This is a genomic window from Spiroplasma endosymbiont of Cantharis nigra, from assembly GCF_964019925.1.
In the GTDB taxonomy this organism is placed as follows: Bacteria; Bacillota_I; Bacilli_A; order Mycoplasmatales; family Mycoplasmataceae; genus Spiroplasma_A.
This window is the reverse complement of record NZ_OZ026470.1, coordinates 499,759-525,967: the sequence shown is the minus strand read 5'-3', so window position 1 is coordinate 525,967 and position 26,209 is coordinate 499,759. Positions and strand designations below refer to the sequence as shown.

The following is a 26,209-nucleotide window of genomic DNA, read 5'->3' as shown; positions in this document are numbered from 1 at the left end:
GATGAAATTAAATAAGTATATTGATCATACTTTATTAAAAGCGGATGCTAAAAAAGTTGAAATAGAAAAATTATGTATTGAAGCAAAAGAATATGACTTTGCAACAGTTTGTATTAATCCAAGTCATATAATTTATGCAAAATCTTTATTAAAAGGAAGTAATGTTGGTATAACAACTGTTGTGGGATTTCCATTAGGAGCAACAACAAGTGAAGTAAAAGCATTTGAAACAAAACAAGCAATTGAAAATGGTGCAAGTGAAATCGATATGGTAATAAATGTAGGAGCAGTAAAAGATGCTAATTGAGATTTGGTTTTAAATGACATGGTTGCTGTAAAAAAAGCAGCACCAAATAATTGTGTAAAAGTAATTTTAGAAAATTGTTTATTGACACAAGAAGAAATTATTAAATGTTGTGAATTAGCATTGAAAGCAAATTTAGAATTTGTAAAAACCTCAACAGGTTTTTCATCAGGAGGTGCTACTTTTAAAGATGTTTCATTAATGAAGTCAATTGTAAAAGATAATGCAAAAGTTAAAGCAGCTGGTGGAGTTAGAACATATGATGATGCTATACAAATGATTGAAAATGGTGCGTCACGTTTAGGAACAAGTGGTGGAGTTGCAATCGTTAAAGGTGAAGAACATAAGACTGGGTATTAAAATTAATAATTAAAATAAAACTTTTAACATAAAGTTTTATTTTTTTATTTTAATAAAGTTTTAATTATTTAATTTCTTTATGTTTTAAAATTATGTATCATTGGCATTATTTTTAATTGCTAAAAACATTTTCAATAACAATCTAATCATTAGAGAAGGAGAGAGAAAATGATTAAGTTAACTAAGCTTAAGTATTATTATAAAAAAAATAAAGTTCTTGATATTGAAAGTTTTATTATTAATGATGGTGAAAGAATAGCATTTATGGGATTAAATGGTGCAGGTAAAACAACTCTTGTAGAATTAATTTTAAATCTAAAAAATTCATATAAAGGAAATTTTTATTGTGATAAAAAATATATTTATAATGCCGTTTTTCAAGATTCAAATTTTAATACAGACATTAGTTTAAAAGATATTTTTTATTTATATTGCAAATTATATAAAATTAGTTTGGATCATAATAAATATTTTAATAATTTTGAATTAAAAGAAATTATGAATAATAAGTTTAAAAAAATTTCAGCAGGTCAACAACAAAAATTTAAATTCTTAATTGCTTTATTAAATAAACCTAATTTCTTAGTCTTGGATGAAATTTCAACTTCACTTGATTACAAATGAAGAATTAAAATAATTAATATTATTTATAATTATGTTTATCAAAATAATGAAATTAATTTATTATTAGTCTCACATAATCCTGAGGAAGTTGCAAAAATTTGTAATAGAGTTATTTTTTTAGAAAAGGGAAAAATTATCAGAGACTTTAAATTAGAAGGAAACTACCAGGAAAGAGTAAAAATATTAGAAGAGATGGTTAAAGAAGATGTTTAAAGTTGAACTTTTAAGAGTTATAAAAACTCCAATTAATTGAATTTTTTCTGTGGTTTTTCCTATTGCATTAATAATAATTTTTGGACTATTACTTGGAAGGGAATATTTGCATTATGGAGTAATGGGAATAATATTGTTAATATCTTTAACTGGAACAATTATTCCTATAAGTATTTATTTTTGTTCAGATAAAGTTGAAAAAAGAATTAAGCATTATTTAATCATTCAAGGGGCGATAAAAAGATATACTATTGCCTTATACTTAGTTAATTTAATTATATTTATCTTTGTTTCTTTGATGATTTTTTTAATTACAATATTGCTTTTTAAAGTAAATATTAATTATAAAGCTATTTTAATGCTATTAACATTTCCAATTATTTCTTATTCATTAGCTTTTATGATAGCTATAATTTTGGGATCTTTGGTTACTTCTATTAACTCTATAATTCCTTTTTTCAATGCTATTATTCTATGTATTTTTGTTTTTATCAGATTTAGTTATTCCATTGCAAAGTTTAATGGAAGAAAATCAAAATTTCTATTATATAGAAGTATTAACTCCTTTTGGATGTTTATATATGTTCTACAGTCATGTTGTTGGATCAATAGAATTATCTACAACAAAATTACTAATTGCTGGATTTGTAATTTTGGGTTGAATAGTGACTTTAAGTTATTTTTTGCATCTTTCATCAAAAACATTCAAAAAATAAGCAAATTTACTTATTTAAAAGGAAAGTATATTAATAAATTAAATAAATGGTGAAAAATTTATACTCTATCTCATATTAACTTAAATAGAGAATTATTAAGATAATATTAAATACTGCTAAAAACTTAAAATAAATAGCTAAAAAAGGGTAAATTTTGGCTAATTTAGCTTAATTTAGTCAAAAATAACAATTTTATTTATCAATTAACTTAAATTAAAACTTTTTTTTTTTTTTTTTGATATTTATAAATAATTAATTAAAAGTCATAATTTATATAAAGTCATAAGGAAAGGTTTTAATAAAAAGGCATTTTTTTTGATATAATATAGGTAATATTTGTATTTCAGGGGGGTTATCAATGAAAAAGTACGGATTTGAAATGGATGATTATAATTTACCAAGTTCAATCAGAAAGAGAATTGATGATTTAGTTGAATTAAATATAAATCCTTCAACTATAAACCTTATTACAACTGAATTTTCTTCTTCAAGTGAAGAAACAAAAGAAAATATTGGCAGATACATAACAAAACTTTTAGAAATAGAAGATTTTATTATTTATCAAAATAGTAAAAAAAGTGGTGGTTCAAACTTAAAACAAGATTTAAATTCGCAAAAGCGTCATTCTAATCTATTAATAATTCAACAAATTTTTCAAAAAAAGCAAACTAATGGAGAGGCATTAAGAAAGAAATATCAAACAATTAATAATATTTCTGAAAATTTGCATAGTTTTACTGGTTCTATGGAAGAAATAAATAAAATGCAAGATATTGCTAGCAAAAAATTAAAAATTCAGATGGCTATTCAAAAAGAACAAGAAAAAATAAAGTTAGCTCAAAAACAATATGAAATAGCTAAGTTTGAAGATGATGAAATTACCCAAGAGTTAAAATTAAATATTGCTAAATTTGCAAATAATAGATTAAAAAAAATATCAAATGTTATAACTACTTATAAAACTATTGATAAAATTCCTGATGAAATTATAGAGGAAAATTTTTATAATGATGAGAGTGAATTTGATTATAAAGAAATGGCTCATGAGCTTTGTAATTTAGATGAAAGTGAATTCAACTCTGAAATTCTAAAAACAATAGAAATTAATCTTGAAACATTTTTTGATGTTCCTGGATTTGATGACTATCAAGAAGAAATGATTAATATGAGCAGATCTAGATATACACAAGAATATAGAAATAAATCAGAGAAAAGAGAACTAAAAAAAGCACAAGATTTAGAAAATAGTTTAAAAGATAATAAAATTACTCATCAAGTTGAGAAAAAAGTTGAAAGCAATATTGATAATCAAGTAATCTATAACAGTATTGAACAAAATCACTCAACAGTTAAAAAAGAAATTAAAAATAATAAGGATTCACAAGAATTTATACTTAATGAAAACAAAAATACTGAAAGTAAATTGAATAAAAACTCTAAAGAAAGTAATAATCTTACAGAACCAAAAGTAATTATTAAAGAAATTAATAGCTATTTATTTGAAAATAAAAATAATAGAGAACTTATTACAGGTAATAAATTTCAAAAAGATCTTGAACTTTCTGAAGCTGGAGAAAAAAATAATATCTTATTATTTGAAGCTAATTCTGAAAAAATTATTAAAAAAATTAAAAAGAAAGCAAGAGCTAAAGATAGACAAATTGAGAAGTTAATTAGAGAAAATGAGTTCCTTCATAAAGAACTTACTAAATTAAGAGAAGAAAGAAAAATTTCTGAATTAAGAGAACTGGAAAATAGAAAAAGAAAACTTAATGAAAATTTTGAAGATACTATTAAAAAAGAAAAAAGAAAAATTGAAACTACTTTTCAAATTCTTGAGAGAAAATGAAGGGCAGAAACAATTAATAGGTCCTTAAATTCAAAACAAAAAGCTTTTAGAGTAGTAAATTCTATTAAAGAAAAATCAAAACTTTTACAAGAACCGGACAATAGCTTACAAGTAATCATAGAAAATAAAAATGTTGAGCAACTAAAAGATAAAAAAGAGAATAATACAGTAAATAAGAAAAACTCAACTAATAAAAATAAAGTTATTAATTATAATTCAGAAAACATTGTTGAAAACAAGAGTGGAGTAAATAATTTAACAGAAAATAAAATGTTAAGTCAAAAACAAACTGTTAATAATAACTCAGAAATTAGTGTTGAAAATAACACAAATAACTTGGTAAATAATACAAAAGAGATTATAGTTACAACAACCAATACAAATAAAAATCAAAGTAAGATAGTTAATTCAAAAAGAAATAATTCAAAAGAAATAATTGTTAATCAAAAAATATCTTTTGCAAATAAAAATAATTTTTCAACTGAATTAAAAAATCAAAATCAATATGAGGGTGATGAAAAAAGGATTTTATATTTAGAAAGCAGAAAAAATTTAAATATAATAACAAAAGATGAAGCAAAAGAGTTAGAGCTTAAAAAGAAAAAAAATCATCATACTTCATCTAAAATAGTTTTAAGTAAGTATAAATTAGTTAAAAGATAGGTTGATTAACATATCTTTTTTTTATGCTAAAATAACCATATAAAAGGCGGAAAAGTCATGGAAAATTACCAAACTCAATTTAGAGGATTTGATATATCATGATATACAAAAAATAAAACAAAAAGTTTCTTGAAAAAATTAGGAACTAGTTTTGGTTTTGTAATTATTTTAATGCCTATTTTTGGAATTATTTTATCGATTGGAAATGCTACAAAAGTAGATCTACTAATTAATATCGGCAATATTTTATTTTCAAATATTGGTATTTGATTTGCACTAGCAATTATTATAGGTTTTACTTCAAATAAGGGAGTTGCTGTTTATTGTGGGATTTTATCTTATTTAGTCTTTAATGTTTTTATTTGAGCTTCAATTAAAGATAATTCAGTCAATAAAAACTTATTTGATATTTGATTTTGAAAGGACTTGCAAAAAAATCTCTATCTTTCAAAATTATTTTTTGGTGGTTTAGAAACATTTAATTCTGGAGTTATTGGTGGTATTCTTGTTGGAACCTATGTTACATTTATTTATAAGAAGTTTAAAGATATAAATTTACCAAAGGGTTTAGAATTTTTTGCTAAAGAAAGATTTGTAATAATTTTAACTATTATTTTTTCAATGGTTTTTGCTTCTTTTTTTATAATAGTATGACCAATATTTGGTTATGTTTTGTCCATGATGGGAAGTGTTGTTGCCAAATCACCAATTGGATTAGATGCTTTTATATTTAGAACAATACAAAGAATGTTAATACCATTTGGCTCAAATTTACTTTGACAATCTCCAATGTGATATACCCAAGTAGGTGGAGATTTAAATTCATATCAACAAGACTTATTAATTCAATATCTTTTAAGAGAATCAAATGGTGAAAATCTAGCTATTGTAACTGAACTTTTAAATATTAAAGAAAAGGGATTCGGACAAGAAGAAATTACTACTATTTTTAAAAATTATTTAGGAGAGAATGATTTTAAATTAATTGAAACTCCAATCAATTTTTGATTTAAAGAAACTGAAAGTATTTTTCAATCAAATCCAAGTGGAGATCAAATTATTTGAAATATTGTTTCAACTAATAAATATATTACCGTTGATGACTGTTGAAATGTTGGTTTAAGAGTAAGTAGATTTATTTCAGGAGGTTATATAAATTCAATTTTTGTTCTGCCAACTTTATCACTAACTTTGTTATTAATGACACCAAAAGGGGAAAAAAGATCAAAAATGGGCATTTACATTACAGCTGCTTTAACAGCTATGCTTGTAGGAGTAACAGAACCTGTAGAATATCTATTTTGTTATTCAATGCCTTTATTTTATTTTGCTATTTATTGTCCTTTAAATGGTATTTTAGCAATGTTAACCTCGTTGTTTAAAGTTAAACTAGGAACATCATTTTCAACTGGTATTTTTGATTTTATATTAAGTGGTATTATTCCAACTGCAAATGGAGTAAATACAAAAATATGAATAATTCCAATAGTAGGAGTTATTGCAAGTATCTTTATATTTATTGTTGCCTTCTTTTGATTTAAGAAATTTAATAGAGAAGAAAATAATGATATTATAAATGCTAAGTTATTGAGAGATTCAATTTATAAATTAATTGAAGATTTTGGAGGAATAAAAAATATTCTTAGTTATCACTTAACTCAAAAAGACTTAACTATTAAATTTAAAAACAGTAATAATGCTATAAACTTATTCGATCATTTTGAAAAAATTGAAAAAAAAGAAGATACTATGATTTTTTCAATCTTTGATAACAATAAAGAAAAGATTGAAATATTAAATTTTATTATTTCAAATAAAAATAAGAAAAAAATATTTAAAAAAGAACTTCAATAGTTCTTTTTTAAATATTATCATTAATTGTTTTTATAATATTAAAGGCAATTTCACTTTTTTTTGCCTTATTAAACTCAATAATTTTTTTGTTTTTTGTTAATAATATTTTAATCTCATTACTATTTGATTCCATAGCGCTTGCTAAATTTACTACTAACATATCAAGACTTTTTTCTTGTGCTTTTTTTCAAGCTTTCTCTAAATCAAAATCATTTGCTAAGGAAAAACCAACTAGGAATTGATTTTTTTTAACTTTTCCTAGTTCCTTTAAAACATCAATTGCGGGATTTAGGGTTAAATTTAAATCCTTTTTTGAAAGAGATCTTTTTTCTATTTTTTTATCAATATAATTTTCAACTTCAAAGTCATATAAAGCGGCTGAACAAATGACAATATCTGCTTTATCAAAGTTTTTTAACATTTGTTCTAACATTTCAAAGTTTGTTTTTACGTAAATATTATCATTATCTGAAATATTTGCCACTAATGTGTCACCAAAGACAGTTTTTAAATCTTTACAATTTGTTTTTAGGATTTTTTTTAATTCAGATCCCATTTTGCCACTACTTGCATTTGTAATATATCTAACTTTATCAATATAACTTCTAGTTTTACCAAAATTTAGTAGAACTGTTTTATTTGATAAGTTTTTAAAACTGTTTAGTTCGAAATCAATAACTTTTATTACTTCATCAGGTTCTAATGATCTACCAATTCCTTCATGACCACTTGCTAATTTACCATATTTTGGTTCAATTCACTTAACATTTCCACTAGACTCTAAAATATTCTTATTTTTCTCTAAAATAGGGTTTAAATACATATTTGAGTTCATACTTGGAAATAAAATTGTTTTGTAATTTGAAACAGAAAATATTAAACTAGCTAAATCATCAGCTATTCCATTGGCAATTTTACCAATATAGTTGTAAGAAGCGGGATAAACCACATTTAGAGTGCTTTGAAAGGCGATTTTTATATGCTCACCATAATGATGTGAGTCATAGAAATCTCTATCAAATATGTCCTCTAAATAGTCAATATCACCAAAATTTACAAACTTTTTAGAATTTTTAGTTATTATTAACTTAACTTCATATGTTTTTGTTAATAATTGATATAGTTTTAGAGCTTTACTAGCAGCAATTCCTCCTGTAACTATTAAATTTATTTGTTTTTTCATGAATTTTTACCCATTTCTTTAAATATTATCTACTTTTTTATCATTTTTTTCACTTTTTTTGCAAAAAATATAGACACAAAGCAATTTACAATCTATAATTATTGTTGACTAGGAGTTGAAAAAATGGCAAGTGTTGTTGTACGCGAAGGTGAACCAATTGAAAAAGCACTAAAACGTTTTCAAAAAGTAGCTGCTTCAAATAAATCAGAAGCAAGAAAACGTGAATATCATTTAAGTAAAAAAGAAAAACGTATTTACAAACAAAAACAAAACAAAAAATTTGGTTAAATCAAATTTTTTTTTATTTTTTTGAAATTGGTTTTAAACTAATATATGTAATTTCATCATATTCTTAAAATATTTTATAAATCTATATAAATTATTTTGTTAATTAAAATAATAATTATTTTATTTTTTATAACCTTAATAGAAGCAAATAAGATATAATTAAATGTAATAATAAAACTTTAAAGGAGAAATTGTGAAATGAAAAAGAAGGACAAAAAGGCATATTCAATTAACAATTTATATTCACTTGGATCATTAGAAAAACTTGAAAGTGGTAGAACTGTTGGTAAACCAGAAGCAGTAGTAAATAATCAAATTACAAAAATTGAATTATTAAGAAAGTCAAATAGTACGGGATCTTCTAAATTAGGTGATTTACCTGAAGAAATTAAAAAGGCAATTAAAAATAAAGCCAGAATTCATGAGATTTTAAATAATGGAAGAAACTATACTGTTGAAGATTTAAAAATAAAATTAGCAATGGAAAAGAAACCAATTGATAAAAAAAGAGCAAGTCAAATTAAAGAAGAAAGAATTGCATTCTTTAAAGAAAATATTGAGAAATTAGAACAAAATAAAAAAAGAAAAATAAAAATAGTATACGAAGAATAATATACTTATCTTGATAAAATTTAAATTATTATAAAAAATTATATTCAAAACAAAATTTGTTTTGTTTTTTTTATTTTATAGCGATTATGTAATAGGGGTGATACTTTAATGTATTATTTGGAAGGCACTATAACAGAACAAGATGAAGATTTTATTTTATTAAAAGTTAATAATATTGGCTATAAAGGTTACAAAATTTTTAATGAGAATTTACAACTAAACAAAATGCTTATTTTGTATGTTATAAATTATAAAAATGATTATTCTAATGATTTACTATTTTTTCAAAGTAAATCAATAAGAGATTTAGCAGATTTAATTCTAAATATTAAAAATATTGGAATAACAACTATTAAAAAAATATTTAAAAATTTAAATCATTTAGATTTCATTAAAATTTGCAAAGAGCAGGATATAAATTCCTTAAGTAGAGTTTGTAATTTATCTGAAAGTATTTCTAAAAAAGTCATCAGTGAAATAAGATTAAAATTATTTAATGAGAAATATAGTTTAAAACAAATGAATGTAATAAATTCTTTAAACAAACTTGGATATAAATTATCTGACATTTATAAAGCTATTCAAAATATTGATTTAAATTTAAGTGAAGAAATTCTTTTATCTAAAACAATTTTAAGTTTAAACAATTATGGAAAATAATGTTTTTAGACCAAATAGTTTAAAGGAATTTATTGGACAAACAAATATAATAAATAATTTAAATATATTTGTAAGGTCTGCTCAAAAAAGAAATAAAAATTTAGATCATATTCTTATTCATGGGTCATCTGGTTTAGGTAAAACAAGTTTAGCTTATTTAGTATCTAAAATAATAAATAAAAAAATTTATATTTTAAATGGTCAAAGTTTACAAAAACCAAGTGATATTATTTCACCATTGACATCTTTAAAAGAAAATGAAATTTTATTCATTGATGAGATTCATTCTGTTTCAAAAGAAGTTTTTGAAATTTTATATCCAGTGCTAGAAGATAATAAGTTAAACATAATTGTAGGTAAAGAATATAACTCAAAAGTTGTTAATATAAAAGTTGCAAACTTTACTTTAGTTGGTGCAACAACAGAAATAAATAAATTAGCCGAACCATTTAAAAATAGATTTCCCATATTATTTCATTTTCAACATTATAGTGAAAATGAAATTGCAGATATAATTGAATTAAATTGTAAGAAGTTAGAAATAGATTTAAATAAAGAAGTAATAAATTATATTTCAAGGTTTTGTCAAAATACTCCAAGAGTTGCAATTAATCTTTTAAAAAGAATTTATGATTATATTATTACTTTAGATCTTAAAAATATTGATATAAAAATTATTAAAAGTATTTTTTTAAAATTGGAAATTTATAAATTTGGATTAACCAATCAAGAAATTTCTTATTTAAAACTTTTATATAAACATTCAGTATTAGGTATTGAAACCATTCAATAAGTAATGGGATTACAGCAACAAATAATTATAAAATTAATTGAACCAATTTTAATTAGAAACTTTTTAGTTGAGAAAACTTTTAAAGGAAGAAAAATAACTGAAAAAGCAATTCAATGATTAGAAAAAGAAATTTTGGTTTAAGTATTTATTTTTAATATTTAAAAAAAATATAAACAAGATATTTAAAATGCTAAAATTAAATTAATATTAAAAGGAGTTATCATGTTAAGACTTTCACGAACTTTATCAAACATTTCTATATATCTTATCCTTACTTTATTAATAAATGTAATGGTTATTTCTATTTTATTAATATCAATAAAACCTCTTATGGAAGGTAGCTATAAATATTTTTTAGATTTAGGAAAATGATTACAAACAAATTTAGATGCAAGCTTAAGTTTAATAAAAGGTATTGGTATTACAATTTTATTAGTAACTTTTATATCATTTATTATTTTAATTTTTATTTTAATTTTTATTAATTCGAGAAAATCAATATCTCAAAGATTTGGTTACATCTTTGGTTTATGTGCGAGTGGTGTAGGACTTATAATTTCAATTTTACCTGCAATAATTTTTGGAGTTTTTAAAAATGGTGATGAGCTTTCAATACTTTTGTCTTTAATATTTTTTTTATTAATGGGATTAAGTAATTCACTTTTATTAATAGGTTCATTATTTGGAATTTTATTTGCAAAAACTTATCTTGATAATTATGAAGATAAAAAAATAATTAAAGAATAAAATAATTTTATCAACTCGTTGATTTAGCAATTTTTTATATTTAATTTTAATAAAAAGTTAGTGTATAATATTGTTAATCGTATTTCAAAGGGGCTAGTATGGAAAAGAAAGTTTATAATTTAAAAAAATCAAGCTTAGGTAAAGTAACATTTCAAGAGGGTACATCATTTTGTATGATTCAAGGTAAAAGTGATAGTGGTGAAACTTTTAGAGAAATTTTAATTATTAAATCTTTAGAAGAATTAATAAGAACTTTTCCTAAATGATCATTAGAAATTATTTCTTCAAATATAAATGATATAGCTGAACTAAATAATAAAATTAAAGATTGATTAATTCAAAATTGAATGGAAACTGGAATTCTTTCTTTTAAAAGAGAATTATACGAAAACTCTGGTTTTGAAGAAATAAAAAATATGGATCCAATTGATTTTATTAATTCTGAACCTGAAATTCCTCAATTAATTTTAGTTAATATTGCAACTGGAAATACAAATGGTCATTTAAAAATACCAATAAATGATTTGGAAATATCAATAAGATATATAAAAAATATTTTAGCAATTAATTTCTGAGAAGATGGTGTTGTAAAATAATAATAGTAAATATATTAGATTAATTCTCTAAGTATACAAAATGAATAGATATCATTAAAGTTTACAAGGAGTTTTTTTTTTTTTTTTATTAAAAAGTAAAGAGCTAAAATTTTAAAGACAAATAATAAATATAATTTAAAATAGTTAGAACTAATAAGTTTTTTACTTGAATAAAACAAAATCTTTATTCAAGTAAATTTTTTAAATTATTATATTGATAAAAATATTTTAATTAAAATGAATTATTTTATTAGTATGGTCTAATATATAAATTTTATTTGTGGTTTAATAAAAATTAAGAACTATTAAGTGATTTATTGACAGTCATTATATTCTTTTAAATTAAAATAGTGTATTAAAAAATAACTCACATACAAGGCGAGTCTAGACTTGGAGAAATGAAGATGTTCGCCATTATAAAAACTTATAAAATATCTTAAGTAGTAAAACTAGATTATTAAAGATTTACTAATATATTTTTAATCTAATAGAAGGTATAAGAGTTAAAATAAAAAATGAAACTAATTTTTTAAAAATACAATACATTTTATATAAAATCGTAAAAATATATAAATGGAAATTTATTTGCTTATACTTTGACAATTAAAGTTAACTGAATATAAATTTCTTTTTTTATTTGTTATAATTTTAAAAGGTGATAAATTTGAAAAAAATAATTAATTTTTTTAGTGTTGTAACTTTGCTAAGTTCAACAACAGCTGCCGTTGTGGCTTGTGGAAACACTGAAAATAGTAATAGATTTTATGAAACTAACTATAATAAAGCATTTCAAACAGTTTTTAATAATCAGAATAACACTAAAATAAAGGAATTTTCTATGTTTCCTGATTTAGAAAAAAAACTTGAGATTCCAGAACCAGAAACTAAAATTGAAAAACAAGCACAACTACTTAATTTAAATGGAAATGAATTAAAATTAAATTGTGATGAATTTATTTGTGATAGAGATAATACTTTTTTTGGTAATGAACTTAGTTCAGACGAATATGGTAATGTTGGAAATGATAATAATATAAAAGATAGAATAATGACACAATATGCCTTGGATGATTTGGCTCAATGATTTAATATAGAACCTAATGAAAAGGAAAATATTTTCTATGATTATTCAAATCTAGAGTTAAGTTTAGATTATTCAAAAAATATATATTTTTTTGGAAAGTATAGAAAAGAAGATAATTTAATTCTTTTATCTAAACAAAATAGTTTAGAAATAATTGATAAAAAGAAAGATAAAAAGATTAATACAGAATTTAATTTTTTTGATAAAGAATTTATTTTAAATGAAGAAATTATTAAAAATTTACTTTTAGCTGAATCAGTTAACATTGAAACTGAAGAAATCGCTGAAAAAGATACAGAAGAAAAAGAGATAAATAATATTTTAAAAATATCTTTTGAAGATGTTGATAAGACAAAAAAAATGGAAAAAATAAATATTGTAAAAAACTTATTTTATTATTATCAACAAGATTTAGAGTTTAAATTAAATAATAATGAAATAGAAGAAAAGGAATTAGAAAATAATCAAGAAGAATATGAATCAATTAACTTGAAAAGTTTTAATATAGATAATATAAAAATTGATAAAATTTCTATAGAAATTAATATAAAAGGGGAAGAAAATGAAGAAAATAATTTATATACTATCTAGTTTATTTATCATACCAACTTCCGCAATTATGAGTGTTTCATGTGATCCATTAATTTCTATTGCATCGAAAAGTTTTACGGGTTTTACAAATGACATAAATATATTTTTTAAAGATAATGAAACTATTAAATTATATAATCTTGAATATTTAGAATTCATAAATGATTCATGAGAGCACAATGGTTTTGAATCAAATTTATCTTCAAATAAAATAGCAAATAATAAAGTTGAATTAGATTTAGATAATCCAACTGAAGCTGAATTTATAAAGATATTAGCAGAAATTTATAATCCAAATATAATAGAAAATTCTTATGATTTTACAGGAATGACAATTATTGTAGAAAATATTTTTTTAAACTCAATAGTTGTTAAAAATGTTGATGGTGCTTATAGTACAAAAGTTGAATCAGATTTAGCCTTAACTATAAAAAAAGGATGAAAAGATCAGGGAAAAGTATTAGCATCCTTAACTAACTCAAATCCTTTAAATAAAAGTGAAACGTTTAATTTTATAAATAAAATAATTGATGGAATTAATTTCAGATTAAAAGTATTAGAAAAAAAGAATGAAAAAGGCGATTGAGACTATGAAATTGATGGTACATTAAATGAAGATCAAAAAAAAGCATTTATTTCTAAACTAACTTGATCAGCAAAAACAAAATTATCGTTAGATTTAACAGGCAAAATAACTTTTGAAAAAGATAGTAGTACTCAAGAAGAATTTATGATTATTGATGGATTTAGGTATAAATTCATTTAAAAAACAATGTCCTTAGACATTGTTTTTTTTAAACTCTTTACTATTATTAAAAATACAGCTAATTAATTCAATTTTTCCACGCAGTTCTTCACTAATCATGATTCCTTTATTAAATATAATAATCTTAGAGTTTTCATTAATATTTTCAACGGAAAGTCCTTCAATTTCGTTCTCTTCAATTTCTTGACCAATTATATTACCAAAGTAATGTTCAATAATTTCACTTGCTTCCTTTCTTTTTTGAAAGTCAGGATCATTTTCAACTATAACCATTTCTTCTTTATAAAAGTCACTTTGTTTTGGATTTTCAAGATTTCATTGTTTTAATTTTTTCAATGTTTTTTCTAAATTATTTTGAAGAATATACTCTAAATCTTCATATTCAATTTCATTAATTGAAGTATCTTCACCTAATTTATTAAGTAAAGTTTCAATAATTTTTAAAGATTTGTCTAGATTTTTAGTTATATTGTTTATTTGCATTTTCATTATCAATTCAGTTATTTTTTCTTGAATATTATTAGGATTTTTTTCTATTGTTTCTAATAATTCTGATTGGGCAGCATTACCAATACTTTTAAGATCTTCACTATTTTTGATATTTAAACTATATTTTTCAATAAACTCCTTGATATCACTATATTTGCTAATAGTTTCAATATCAGTTTTTACATTATTTAAAATATAAGATGTGACATTTAAATCAGGAGTAAAGTCTCCAAAACCTGGGTCATTTTCTTCTATAAAACCATTTCTAAAACTTTCAATTTTTTCAATTATAAAATTTTTGAATCATTTTACTGAAATTTCATCTAAATATTTTTTAAAATTATTTGAATTTTGCATTTATTTTCACCTTTATAAATATAATAACTTATATTTATCAAAATTATATACCTAAAAATATGATATTATCTTTTTAAAGTAGGTATTAAAATGAAAAGGAATTCAATAAAAATAATTGATGAGGGCTTCTTTTTACTTAATGAAAACCAAAACTTTAGATTTGACAGGGAAGGTTCTAAAAAGATTCTGGAAAACATTCAGTTTCCAATAATTGTTTTAGATACTGAGTTTTTTAATCATTCACATGATAATGGTGAAAATGAGAAAAAACTATACGATGACAATAATAAAGATTTAGTTTATGTCATACAGTATTCTTTTGCCAAATCTTTAAAAGAGATCTCAAATAGAGATAATAAAAAAGCAATTAAATCAATTACAATTAAAAGAAATTTTAATGATAAAGCATATGATTTTTTTGATCAATATTCAAAAATGATTATTTCATTTTTGAATATGTGTCGAAATAAGGAAATAAGAACAATTGTTTGTGCTGGGGCAAGCAATGATGTAAAAATCATTAATAAATGAATTAATGATAATAAAAGATTATTTGCAAGAAAAACACTAAAAATGGCTTTTTATAATAAAGATAGTAAAGAATTAAATGCTAATTATTTTGATATTTATGATATTTTAGAGAATACTTTTTCATTTTCAAATACTAATAAATTAGGTGAAGAATTTTGAAAGCGTGAAAATCTACCTGCAGGAAAGCAAAGTGATGAAATGATTGCTTTAACAGGAACTAAAAAATTCTTTGATTGATTTGAAGATATTAATCAAAATATCTTCAAAGATGAAAAAGATGATATTTATACTATGTGTTGTAGTGCATACTCATTTTTTTCAAGATCAGTTAATAGAAAAATGGAATATGAAGAGTTTAAAGCAATGAATAAGAACATAAAAAGAGTAATTGACCATTGCTATAATGATGTCTTAAAAGTTTTGGAATTTTTATCTTTTGTATATGAATTTACACAAGTTCCTTATGCTAAAAATACTTATATTAAAAAAGATTAAGATTGATAAAACAATAAAATTGGTATAATTAAGTTAATAATGTGAGGTGTTTTTAATGTCAAATAAAAAATCTAGAAATTTATTATTGTTAAATTATTTTAAACCCTCTATCTATCTTGAAAGTTATGAAAAGATAAATTTGGACTCACTAAAAAATAGTGGAATAAAACTAATAATGTGTGATATGGATAATACATTAATTGGGTGAAATGAAAGAATTCCTTCACCAAATGTATTAAATTTTATTAAAAATGTTTATTCGCATAATATGGAATTTGTCTTATTTTCTAATAATATTAGAAGTAGGGTTGAAAATTTTGCAAAAAAAGCAGGGATTAAAAATTACTTTTGAGATTGTAAAAAACCACTTTTAGGTAAGATGAAATTAGTTAAAAAACTATTTAAATATAAAGAAGAAGAAATGATTATAATAGGTGATCAACTTGTTACAGATGTACTTGTTGCAAATAGAGCACATATTAAAAGTATCTTAGTATCACCTTTAAGCAGAAATAAAGAAGAAAGTAAAACAGTACAGTTTTTAGAAAAACATATTTTGAAGAAATTATCACAAAGGAATATCTTACATGAGGGATTCTATAATGAAGGAGAAATAGGAGGTAACTATGAAATTCTCTAATAATGAAAAATTAAATGAAATTGAAAAACAATTGGCAGATTTGGAAGATAAAGCCTTACAAATTAATGCTAATAGTGAAGAACCAGAATCAATTAAAATTAAACAAAGAAGTAAAGTTAGTTTAACAGAAGCTAAACCTGGTATTGGTAATACTACAAACTATCAATCACAAGGACCTAAAAAATGTATTGGTTGTGGAAAAGAGTTGCAAACTCTTGATAAAAGATTACCAGGATTTAGTTTAAATATTGAAAAACAAGATTTATGTTTAAGATGTTTTAAAATAAAGTACTACAATAAATTAGTAGAACAAGAAATAAATGATAAGGATTTTATTGATATTATTGATGAAATAAATCAAACTAAAAATAAAATTAGATATTATTATGTAGTTGATATGTTTGATTTACCTGGGAGTAGATTAACTTGATTAGAAAAATTAATATCAAAAAAGGAAGTTGTTATTTTAGTTAATAAAATTGACTTATTTCCAAAAGCAGTAAAAAAATTAAAAATTTTAAACTATGTTAAAAAATTCTTTGAAGATTCACCAATTTCTGGATCAAAAATTATCTTTACTTCATCTCTTAAAGCTGACTATATTTTTCCATTAGTAAATGAATTAAAATCAGTAGAATATGATCAATATATTGTTGGAATTTCAAATGCTGGTAAATCAAGTTTAATAAATGCTTGTTTAACATATAATAATCAAATTCCATCAATTGTTACTTCAAAATATGTTAATACAACTTTAGATAAAATTAAAATTAACTTTACAGAAAATAATTTTGTTTATGATACACCTGGTCTTGTAAAACACAATCATATAGCTATTGCAACTGCACCAAATTATTGAGATTTCTTCTTTTTTAAAAAAGAAATTAAACAAGTTACTTATCAGTTAAATGCTGGTCAGTCAATTTTTTATGGAGGACTTGCATGGTTTAGTTTTGTTGAAGGTCAAGCAATTAATGAAAAGAATCATAAACCAACTAAAACTAATTTTCACTTTTATATCAATAAACAAATGCCTTTACATAGAACAAAAAAAGTAAATGCTCAACAATACTTTAAAAAGAATCGTTATAATTTATCTCCAAGATTACTTTCAAGTGACAGTGATTTTGAAGTTCATACTTTTGTATACAATGACGAGAAAAAAATAGACTTACATATTTCAGGTTTGGGTTGAATAAACTTTAAGACTTATAAGGGTATGAAATTAGAAATAACTGTACCTAAAACAGAATATGGAATAAAAGTAAGTCAGTTAGAAGCATTGATTTAAAAAAAGTATATTATTGGAGTGAATTGAATAATAATTAAAAAAAGTTATTTACTTTTTTTTTTTTTTTTGCTAAATTTATTTTAAGGGGAATAAAATAAATGAAAAAAATAGTATTTATATTGTTATCAGTAACAGTAGTAATACCTTTTTTAGTATATACAGTTTCTTGTGGAAACAATAAGGTTAATTATGGTACAGATCTTTCAAAAATATCAGATTATAACTGGAAAAAAGAGGAACCATACTATGATAAAACTAAAAGGATATTACATGATATTCCTTCATCAGTGTCAGATGAAGAAATAGAACTAAAAATTAAAGAAAAAAATAGCTATTTAAATTATAAATATTTAAATACAGGTTTTAAAACAGCTTTAGAAGTTTTAAAACAAGCGCCAACTGGTGTACCATTAAATTCAAAATTTTTACCAAATGGTAATAGAAAAAAAGATATAATGGAAATTAAAAGAAATGAAATTTTTGATAAGGTAAATAGTATACTAGAATGAAACTACAAAGATGATTTAGATGCTAAGTATAATAAATCAAGAATTGAACTTCAAAAGAGAACCAATGTTGCTTCAAAATGAGTTGAATCTCAAGACGAAAAAATTCAACAAATGAATATGACAACAATTATTAATAGTACTTCTAATGAAAATACTATTATTGGAAATAAGAGAACTTATTCAAGAAGTTTTAATAATTATCAATACAATGATATTATGGTTAGTTGAGCAGGAGCAGCTGATGAAGGAATCATTGTTCCTCCAGGAAAAAATGAAGTTGAAAAAGCTCATATAAATGGAACCAAAATATTAGGAAATATTTTTTTGGATGGATATCATGGTCTAAAAAAGGATATATTAGAAAAATTTTTAAAAAAGGATACTAAAGGAAATTATCTAATAGTAGATATTTTAATTAATATGGCAGTTGATTTAGGATTTGATGGATGATTTTGAAACAATGAACCAAATGGTTATTTTGAAGATGGTTATATTTTAAGTTATAAAATTGTTATTGAAATTATGAAACAATGAAATCAAAAAATTAAAGACTCAAAAGATGAAAATATTAAGAAATTAATATTATTTTCATATAAAAATAATGGTAATTTGGAATTAGATTCAACTGGTAAAACAGCAAACCAAGAGTCCGAAGCTCTTCAAAAAAATACTGATTATTTTTTAAGTGATTTTGGAATTACTACAAATAAATCTCTTGATTATATCAAGAAAAATAAAATTGAAAAAGATTCGCACAAAATTTTTAATATGTATAATTTGGGTGGATGAATCAATGGGCAAATATTTTATGATAAAAACAAAATAGGTCAAAGAGATCTTAGAGATCTTGTTTATAAACATTTTGATGAGAATGGAAATGAATATAAATTAAGTGACGTTGTAAAAGAAAGAGAAGATAAAGATAATAATAAATGAACCTATATTGAAAAAGGGGCACAGCAAGCTAATTCTCATAATTCTTTAGCTATTTTTGCTGCACATACGGCAAGTGATTTAGCACAACAAGAGATGGATAAAATTAATAATACAATTCCTAATCAGGAAACTGATCTTTATGGAATGACATTACAAAATTATTATGATGACATGATTTATACTGGAAAAAATAGACAGTTATCAAATGAAGATAAGGGATCTGTTTCTTATAATGATTCAACTTTCTTGCCTCCTAATGATTTAAGTTATGGAGTAGGAAATTTAGTAAATGAAAGAACAGTTATGAATGATTTTAATAAATCATTCTTTACAAATTTTTCAACTGGTAATGGGTCAAAATTTGTTTCATTTAATGATAAAAAAGAAAGAATTATTGAAGAAAATTATCCGTGAAGTAATACTAATATAGCTGACGTGCAACCTACATATAAATGAATGATTTTGCAAAACGATGGTACTGGCCAAAAACAACAAATTGAAAAACTTGCAGATATTACTGGTTATTATGATTATCTTAATCCTTATTTGAAAGGTAATTCAATTGCACTAGGTTCGAAAAAACAAAATGCAATTAAAAATGATGGAGAAATTGAAGAGGCCACATTTGATACAAGCAAAAATTATAGTTGAATGATTATGGGAAGTAATTATACAGATAATAAACCTTTAACAGTTTCAATTGTATATAAATCAAATAATGGAGTTTCGAATGAAAGTGTAGTATATGAAGAAATAAAATCAAATAATTCAAATATAAAGTCTATTTCAAATATAGATGTTAAGAATTTAGATGATGGTTGAAAAGAAATAAAAACTACTATAACACCATCTGGAGGGATAATAGGTAAAATTGGTTTACAATTTAAATCTTCAAAGGAAAAAAATAAAATTAATATAGGACAATTAGCAGTAAATTATGAAAAAATTACTCAAAATTTAGAAGATAATTTACAGTTAAAAGCTCAATCAGAATTGTTAATTGATAGAGGAAATAATTTTCAAAATATTAGACTTAATTTTGAAAATTTATTAAAAGATAAAGATATCTATTCTTATTATGAAGTCTATTTTAAACAAGAAAATAAACTAGTTAGAGTTGGTGAAACTAACTCTAACAATTATTTTGTAAAAGATATTCCAAATAGTACCAATGAACTTTATATAAAAGTTCAAAATAATGCTACAAAAGAAGTTAAATGAATTAAATTAAAAATGGAGAGGTAATAATGTTAGAAATAAAAAATTTATCTAAGAACTTTGGAAAATATAAGGTTCTTAAAAATATAAATCTAGAAATAAAAAATGGAGAATGTCTTGGAATTTTAGGTTCAAATGGAGCGGGAAAAACTACATTAATGGAACTGATAGTTGGTCAAATAAAGCCAAGTAGTGGTGAGATACTTATTGACGGAGAGAAAAATATTTATAAAAAAGTTGGGATTCAATTTCAAGAGGGAATGTGACCAATGGGAGTCAATTCCAAAATATTAGTTAAGTTTTTTAAACAAAATTGATTTAAAGAAATAGATGAAAACACAAAAGAGTTAATTAAAATTTTTGAAATAGAAAAAATTTTAAAAAAAGATTTAAATAATTTAAGCGGAGGACAAAAACAAAGAGTTAATGCCTTTTTAGCGGTTATAAACAATCCACACTTCATTTTTTTAGATGAAATGATTTCTGGTTTGGATTTAAAAATGCAATTGAAATTAATTTCTTTTTTTAAAAAATTAAAAAGTGAGGGCAAAACAATTGTGCTAATATCTCATAATCCTGAAGAAGTTGAAGAAATGTGCGATCGAGTAATAATTTTAAAAAATGGTGAAGTTTATTTAGATGATATAACTGAAAATATTATCAAAAAACATGGAAGTATAAGAAAAATGTTAATTGAATATTATGAAAGTGAGTTTGAAAAAAATGAATAATAAATTTATTAAATTTAACAAAAACTTTTTTAACAATTTTCTTTTAGTTTCAAGTTCAATTTTAAAAAATTTTAGAACTTATGTTTATTTATTCTTTATACCAATATTCTTTTTATGCGTTTTTACATGATTTACTGGTGGTATGAATGCTAATTATAAACCAACAAAATTATTCTTATTTATGATGATTCCAACATATTCAATTGTATTTTTAGTAAACATTTCTATTTCGGAGTGAAAAAATTCAGTTTTTTTAAAAAGAGTACATAGTGCTGGAGTATCTAAAATGGAGTTTTTATTAAGTATTTGAGCCTTTAATTTCTTAGCAGGAATTATAGCATTTTTGGTTGGTTTTTTTACCATTGAGATATTAGGACTTTTATACGTAAAACCAATAGATGAAAGTATAGCCACTTCTTTTGCATTAATTAGTTTTAGCGAGTGATTAGGAATTTTATATGCAATTAGTTTAAATATTTTAATATCAATTGCCATTGGAACAATAATAAGTGGTCTGATTAAAAGTATTGCATTATCACAAAGTTTAACAATAATTATTATTATTTTATGCATTGTTTTTTCAGATAATTTATTACCAATTGATTTAATGTCTATAAATAAAGGCGTTGTTATTTTTAGTTATTTATTTCCTCAAAAACATTCAGTATGGGTAGGTTTAATAAGTTCATCTGCTAAAAATCTAAGTTGAATAATTGAAAATAGTGATAGAAAAATAGTTAGTTTTAATTATAATTTGACTTTAGTAAGTTTAACTGGATTATTGTATACTTCAGCTTTATTAACTGGAGCATATTTCTCATTTAACTGAAATAATAAAAAATAACATTTTTGTAAAATATGTTATTAATCAAGTAAAAAAATGATATATTTATATTAAATAAGTTTGGGGAGGCCACAAAAATAATGAAATTAATTTTAGTTATTGAAGTTGGAATTTCAGCATCAAAAGTAGGTTTGGTTAATCAATATGGTGATTTACAAGCACAATTTTCAGTTGATCATGAAAAAGATAGAATTATTCCCAATTTATATGAAAAGATTATTGATGGTTTAGAAACTATTGGTATTAGTTATGATGATGATATTGATAAAGTAGGGATTGCAATTCCAGGTTATGTTGATCATATGCTTGGAATAATTAGATATTCAGCAAATCTTGAGTTGACAAATTATAATATAAAAGAAGAAGCAGAAGATTTATTTAAAAAACAAATTTTTGTAATAAATGACGCTAATGCAAGTGCCTTAGGAGAATTTTGAACAGGTGTTGCAAAACAATATGATTCAATCATTTTTTACTATATTGATAGTGGAATTGGTGGAGCTGTGATAACAGAAGGAAAGTTGTCACCTGGTTCTAGAGGTTTTGCAGGAGAATTTGGTCATGGTGGAGGAATCTTTCAAACTAAGTATGACTGTGTTTGTGGTTTAAAAGGATGTATTGAACCAATGTCTTCAACATCAGGAATTGTTAATCATTTTAAAACAAGTTTAAAATCAAAGAGAAATCATCCAGCATCAAGTTATTTCAATAATATTGAAACAATCACTTTTAAAGAAATTGTTGAGGTTTTTGAAAATAATGAAGATCCAATTGAAGTGATCTTACTTTTACAAGAAGCTGTTGAACCACTTGTTATGCATATGGCAGCAATGATAAATGCATTAGATCCAGAAGCTATTATCTTGGCAGGTGGTCTAACTCAATTAGATGATCATATAATAAAAATTATTAAGAAAAATATTAAAAAGTATATTATTGAAATGTTTGCCGAAGAATTAACAATTGAGAATGCACAATTAGGAAATGATTCTGCAATGATTGGAAGCGCTTATTATGCATTAAATGATTGAAAAATATTCTAATTTTCAATCATTTTTTTATGGAGGTTTTTTTTATGGAAATGGAAAGTCTGTTAAAACGAATTAATGAACTTGCTAAAATTGCAAAAGAAAGAGAATTAACAAATGAAGAATTAAAAGAACGTGATCAGTTAAGAAAAAAATATATTGCTATTTTTCGAAAGGGACTTGAACAACAACTAGAAAATGTAACAATTATTGATGAAAATGGCGCTATAGTAAAGAAAAAAGGTAACCATAGTAGTTAATACCAAAAGTAACTTTTTTTGCCTTTTAAAGCTCTTTTATAAGCAAATAAGGGTTGTTTTACACTTAATAAATCCTTATTAAGTGTAAAAATTTGTAAAAATATTTTTATATTTTAAAATATTTTTATATAATATAGTTAAGCCTTAATTGGCTACGAAAGGGAAAAAAATGAAAAAATTATTAGGATTATTAGGAGCAGCTGGTTTAGTTGCTACAACAAGTGCAACTGTTGTTGCATGTGGAGATAAAGTTGATGATAAAACTGATTTAGCAAAAATGGAATTAAGTGTTGAATCAGGATTAACAGAAACAGAAGCAAAAGAATCAATTGCAAAACAAATTACTGCTAAAGTAAAAGATGCTAAGGTAACTACAGATTATACAATTTCTGTAAAAGCACCAACAAGAGCTGATGAAGATGAAACTGAAGAAGCTTTAGCTGATGGAACTGAAATAACAGTTGCAGCAACAAAAGATTCAAAATTATTAACTGGTACAAAAACTATTAAAATTGCTGAAAAAGCAGCAACAAAAGTTAATTTAGATACTTTAGACATTAAAATTACAGCAGATATGGATAAAGACACTGCTGATAATGCAATTAAAGCTGCAATAGTAAAATTATCTAAAGATGCTAAAGAAACTACAGATTACAAAATTACTTATACTGCAAAAGGTGGAACATATGCTGAGGCATTAACTGCTGGAGATACATTTAAAGTTGAAGCAGTTGAAGCATCAACATTATTAACTGGTTCAAAAGAAATTACTGTAGTTGCTGCAGAATAATTTATAATTAGAAAAAATACAAGAAAATTTAAACATATTGTAAAAAATAATTTATCCACAAAATTATTTAAAAATCCATTTATTGGATTTTTTTTTTTTTTTTAATCAAAAATTTAAAACATATCTTGATACAAATTAAATTTTTTTTAATTTTAGAGATATAATTATTTTGAATAAAAGTGAGGTTCAAAAGAAATATGAATAAAGACAATAAAAATCTAAATGCTCTAAGAATTTTAGGCATAGAAGCTGTTAATAAAGCAAATTCAGGGCATCCTGGAATAGTTTTAGGAGCAAGTCCAATAGTATTTACTTTGTTTACAAAACTTATGAATTTAAATCCTAAAAATCCATCTTGATTTAATAGAGATCGATTTGTTTTAAGCGCAGGTCATGGGAGCGCATTACTTTACAGTGCACTACATTTATCAGGATTTGATTTATCAATAGAGGATATGAAAAAATTCCGTCAATTGAATTCAAAAACACCAGGTCACCCTGAATTTGGTCATACTCAAGGAGTTGAAGCAACAACTGGACCATTAGGGCAAGGTTTTGCTATGGGAGTGGGAATGGCATTAGCAGAGAGTCATTTAGCAGGAAAATATAATACAAAAGATTTTGATATTGTTAATCATTTTACTTATGTTTTATGTGGTGATGGTGATTTACAAGAAGGTGTGTGTCATGAAGCAATAAGTTTTGCAGGAAGATATAAATTAAATAAGTTAATTGTTTTACATGATTCAAATGACATTCAATTAGATGCTCCAGTTGAATTAGCTCAAAGTGAAGATATTACTCTTAAATTTAAAGCAGCTGGATGAAATACGTTACATATTAAAAATGGTGAGGATCTAAAAGAAATTGAAAAGGCTATTTTAATAGCACAAAAAAGTGATAAACCAACATATATTGAAGTTAAAACAATTATTGGAATTGGAGCAACCAATCAAGGAACTACTAAGGTTCATGGAGCACCATTGGGAAGCGATATTGAAACAGTTAAAAACTATTTCAATTGAAAAGAAGAAGAATTTAACATCCCCCAAGAAGTTTATAACTTTTGAAAAGAAAATGTTTTAAGTAGGGGAGTTAAAAGTGAACAAGAGTGGAATTCAAAATTTGCAAAATATCAAGCAAAAAACCCAAAATTAGCACAAGAACTTATTAACTCAATTAATAAAGAGTGAAATATTGATTTAAAAGAGTTGCAAGCATTAAATAGAAATGTAGAACAAGCAACAAGAGTAAGTTCTGGAGAAGTATTTAACTATTTAAGCAAAAATATTAGCTCAATTATTGGGGGAAGTGCTGATTTATGTGAATCAACTAAAATAAAAGGTGCTGATGGAAATTATGATTTTAATAATCTAAGTGCAAGAAATATTATGTATGGAGTAAGAGAATTTGCAATGTGTGCAATTAATAATGGTATTGCACTTCATGGTGGTCTATTGCCAGTAGCTTCAGGGTTTTTTGTTTTTGCAGATTATTTAAAACCTGCTTTAAGAATGAGTGCAATTATGAAAGTTCAAACTTTAAGTATTTTCACTCATGACTCTGTGGCAGTTGGAGAAGATGGTCCAACACATCAACCAATTGAACAATTGGCAATGTTAAGAAGTATTCCTAATATAAGTTTATATAGACCATGTGATATGGCAGAAACTATCGCAAGTTATTATATTGCTTTGAATAATAAAAATATTCCAAGTGTGATTGTTGCAACAAGACAAAATTTAAAAGAATTAGATCATAATAAAAATATTATTGAAGATGTAAAAAAAGGTGCTTATATTTTAAGCGAAACAAAAAATGCAAATGTTACTTTAATTGCATCAGGAAGTGAAGTTGCTTTAGCAATGGAAGTAAAATCAATTTTAGAAACTAAGGGTCATAAAGTAAATGTTGTATCAATGCCAAATATGAATGAGTTTATTAAACAATCAAAAAAATACCAAGATACTATTATTAATAGAAGTACTCAAAGATTTTCAATTGAACTTTCAACAACTTTTGGTTGACATAAATTTTTAGGTGATAATGGTAAAGCTTATGGAATTGATACATTTGGTTATTCTGCACCATTCAATGATGTTATTAAAGAAATTAGATTTACTAGCGAAGATATAGCAAAAGACATATTAACTATCTTAAAATAATTAAAAATTATGTTAATATTAA

At 23.4% G+C, this 26,209-nt stretch carries 26 protein-coding genes; 24 read left to right on the top strand and 2 right to left on the bottom strand.

The genetic code is table 4. The features are described from left to right. Position 1 precedes the first annotated feature (1 nt). The 5 genes from deoC (at position 2) to AACL04_RS02250 (ending at position 6,583) form a co-directional block, all read left to right on the top strand. Positions 2–664, top strand: coding sequence for a deoxyribose-phosphate aldolase (gene deoC, locus AACL04_RS02270; RefSeq protein WP_339031040.1), 663 nt, complete (start codon positions 2–4; stop codon positions 662–664). A 168-nt stretch (positions 665–832) separates the two neighbouring features. Continuing rightward, positions 833–1,501, top strand: a complete 669-nt coding sequence (locus AACL04_RS02265) for an ATP-binding cassette domain-containing protein (RefSeq protein WP_339031038.1) — start codon at positions 833–835, stop codon at positions 1,499–1,501. Between the two features lie 581 nt (positions 1,502–2,082). Continuing rightward, positions 2,083–2,217: a hypothetical protein gene (locus tag AACL04_RS02260; protein ID WP_339031036.1), complete on the top strand. Its 135-nt coding sequence runs from the start codon at positions 2,083–2,085 to the stop codon at positions 2,215–2,217. 358 nt (positions 2,218–2,575) lie between these two features. Beyond that, the gene (locus AACL04_RS02255; protein WP_339031034.1) at positions 2,576–4,729 is read left to right on the top strand and encodes a hypothetical protein; all 2,154 of its coding nucleotides are present in this window, start codon (positions 2,576–2,578) and stop codon (positions 4,727–4,729) included. A gap of 57 nt (positions 4,730–4,786) precedes the next feature. Continuing rightward, positions 4,787–6,583, top strand: coding sequence for a PTS transporter subunit EIIC (locus AACL04_RS02250; protein WP_339031032.1), 1,797 nt, complete (start codon positions 4,787–4,789; stop codon positions 6,581–6,583). Positions 6,584–6,590: 7 nt separating this feature from the next. Here the strand turns inward: AACL04_RS02250 and coaBC are convergent, their stop codons facing one another. Beyond that, positions 6,591–7,766 carry a bifunctional phosphopantothenoylcysteine decarboxylase/phosphopantothenate--cysteine ligase CoaBC gene (coaBC, locus tag AACL04_RS02245; RefSeq protein ID WP_339031030.1) on the bottom strand — a complete coding sequence of 392 codons (1,176 nt, stop codon included), beginning with the start codon at positions 7,764–7,766 and terminating at the stop codon, positions 6,591–6,593. Positions 7,767–7,889: 123 nt separating this feature from the next. Here coaBC and rpsU point away from each other — a divergent pair, with 123 nt between their 5' ends. From rpsU to AACL04_RS02200, 9 genes are all read left to right on the top strand, one after another. Continuing rightward, positions 7,890–8,054: a 30S ribosomal protein S21 gene (gene rpsU / locus AACL04_RS02240; protein ID WP_020834273.1), complete on the top strand. Its 165-nt coding sequence runs from the start codon at positions 7,890–7,892 to the stop codon at positions 8,052–8,054. A 198-nt stretch (positions 8,055–8,252) separates the two neighbouring features. After that, positions 8,253–8,666 carry a hypothetical protein gene (locus AACL04_RS02235; protein WP_339031020.1) on the top strand — a complete coding sequence of 138 codons (414 nt, stop codon included), beginning with the start codon at positions 8,253–8,255 and terminating at the stop codon, positions 8,664–8,666. A gap of 108 nt (positions 8,667–8,774) precedes the next feature. Beyond that, positions 8,775–9,326, top strand: coding sequence for a hypothetical protein (locus AACL04_RS02230; protein WP_339031019.1), 552 nt, complete (start codon positions 8,775–8,777; stop codon positions 9,324–9,326). Then, positions 9,316–10,119 (top strand): Holliday junction branch migration DNA helicase RuvB, encoded by an 804-nt coding sequence (gene ruvB / locus AACL04_RS02225; RefSeq protein ID WP_339031017.1) that lies wholly within the window; start codon positions 9,316–9,318, stop codon positions 10,117–10,119. The genes AACL04_RS02230 and ruvB overlap by 11 nt, the downstream gene beginning before the upstream one ends. A 3-nt stretch (positions 10,120–10,122) precedes the next feature. After that, positions 10,123–10,260: a Holliday junction DNA helicase RuvB C-terminal domain-containing protein gene (locus AACL04_RS02220; RefSeq protein ID WP_339031015.1), complete on the top strand. Its 138-nt coding sequence runs from the start codon at positions 10,123–10,125 to the stop codon at positions 10,258–10,260. 81 nt (positions 10,261–10,341) lie between these two features. Further along, the gene (locus tag AACL04_RS02215) at positions 10,342–10,866 is read left to right on the top strand and encodes a hypothetical protein (RefSeq protein ID WP_339031014.1); all 525 of its coding nucleotides are present in this window, start codon (positions 10,342–10,344) and stop codon (positions 10,864–10,866) included. A gap of 98 nt (positions 10,867–10,964) precedes the next feature. Then, positions 10,965–11,462 carry a hypothetical protein gene (locus tag AACL04_RS02210; RefSeq protein WP_339031013.1) on the top strand — a complete coding sequence of 166 codons (498 nt, stop codon included), beginning with the start codon at positions 10,965–10,967 and terminating at the stop codon, positions 11,460–11,462. Between the two features lie 664 nt (positions 11,463–12,126). Further along, the gene (locus AACL04_RS02205; protein ID WP_339031012.1) at positions 12,127–13,137 is read left to right on the top strand and encodes a lipoprotein; all 1,011 of its coding nucleotides are present in this window, start codon (positions 12,127–12,129) and stop codon (positions 13,135–13,137) included. Continuing rightward, positions 13,109–13,903 carry a hypothetical protein gene (locus tag AACL04_RS02200; protein ID WP_339031010.1) on the top strand — a complete coding sequence of 265 codons (795 nt, stop codon included), beginning with the start codon at positions 13,109–13,111 and terminating at the stop codon, positions 13,901–13,903. Before AACL04_RS02205 ends, AACL04_RS02200 begins: the two co-directional genes overlap by 29 nt. Before the next feature lie 12 nt (positions 13,904–13,915). On the opposite strand, the gene AACL04_RS02195 is transcribed toward AACL04_RS02200, so the two are convergent. Further along, a complete protein-coding gene (locus AACL04_RS02195) occupies positions 13,916–14,749 on the bottom strand; it encodes a hypothetical protein (protein WP_339031008.1) in 834 nt (277 codons plus the stop codon). Positions 14,750–14,839: 90 nt separating this feature from the next. Here AACL04_RS02195 and AACL04_RS02190 point away from each other — a divergent pair, with 90 nt between their 5' ends. The 10 genes from AACL04_RS02190 to tkt all read left to right on the top strand — a co-directional run bounded on the left by AACL04_RS02190 (position 14,840) and on the right by tkt (position 26,187). Next, the gene (locus AACL04_RS02190) at positions 14,840–15,775 is read left to right on the top strand and encodes a hypothetical protein (protein WP_339031006.1); all 936 of its coding nucleotides are present in this window, start codon (positions 14,840–14,842) and stop codon (positions 15,773–15,775) included. 55 nt (positions 15,776–15,830) lie between these two features. Next, positions 15,831–16,415: a YqeG family HAD IIIA-type phosphatase gene (locus AACL04_RS02185; protein ID WP_339031004.1), complete on the top strand. Its 585-nt coding sequence runs from the start codon at positions 15,831–15,833 to the stop codon at positions 16,413–16,415. After that, positions 16,402–17,706 carry a ribosome biogenesis GTPase YqeH gene (gene yqeH, locus AACL04_RS02180; RefSeq protein WP_339031002.1) on the top strand — a complete coding sequence of 435 codons (1,305 nt, stop codon included), beginning with the start codon at positions 16,402–16,404 and terminating at the stop codon, positions 17,704–17,706. The genes AACL04_RS02185 and yqeH overlap by 14 nt, the downstream gene beginning before the upstream one ends. Positions 17,707–17,804: 98 nt before the next feature. Continuing rightward, a complete protein-coding gene (locus AACL04_RS02175; RefSeq protein WP_339031000.1) occupies positions 17,805–20,396 on the top strand; it encodes an endo-beta-N-acetylglucosaminidase in 2,592 nt (863 codons plus the stop codon). A gap of 2 nt (positions 20,397–20,398) precedes the next feature. Beyond that, on the top strand, positions 20,399–21,100 hold the full coding sequence (locus AACL04_RS02170; RefSeq protein WP_339030998.1) for an ABC transporter ATP-binding protein: 702 nt from the start codon (positions 20,399–20,401) through the stop codon (positions 21,098–21,100). Then, positions 21,093–21,944: a hypothetical protein gene (locus tag AACL04_RS02165; protein WP_339030996.1), complete on the top strand. Its 852-nt coding sequence runs from the start codon at positions 21,093–21,095 to the stop codon at positions 21,942–21,944. The genes AACL04_RS02170 and AACL04_RS02165 overlap by 8 nt, the downstream gene beginning before the upstream one ends. An 80-nt stretch (positions 21,945–22,024) precedes the next feature. Next, positions 22,025–22,987: an ROK family protein gene (locus AACL04_RS02160; RefSeq protein WP_339030995.1), complete on the top strand. Its 963-nt coding sequence runs from the start codon at positions 22,025–22,027 to the stop codon at positions 22,985–22,987. Between the two features lie 32 nt (positions 22,988–23,019). Beyond that, positions 23,020–23,232 (top strand): DUF896 domain-containing protein, encoded by a 213-nt coding sequence (locus AACL04_RS02155; RefSeq protein ID WP_339030994.1) that lies wholly within the window; start codon positions 23,020–23,022, stop codon positions 23,230–23,232. A 169-nt stretch (positions 23,233–23,401) separates the two neighbouring features. Beyond that, positions 23,402–24,022, top strand: coding sequence for a lipoprotein (locus AACL04_RS02150; protein WP_339030993.1), 621 nt, complete (start codon positions 23,402–23,404; stop codon positions 24,020–24,022). Between the two features lie 197 nt (positions 24,023–24,219). Next, positions 24,220–26,187 (top strand): transketolase, encoded by a 1,968-nt coding sequence (gene tkt, locus AACL04_RS02145; protein ID WP_339030992.1) that lies wholly within the window; start codon positions 24,220–24,222, stop codon positions 26,185–26,187. The last annotated feature ends 22 nt before the right edge of the window (positions 26,188–26,209 follow it).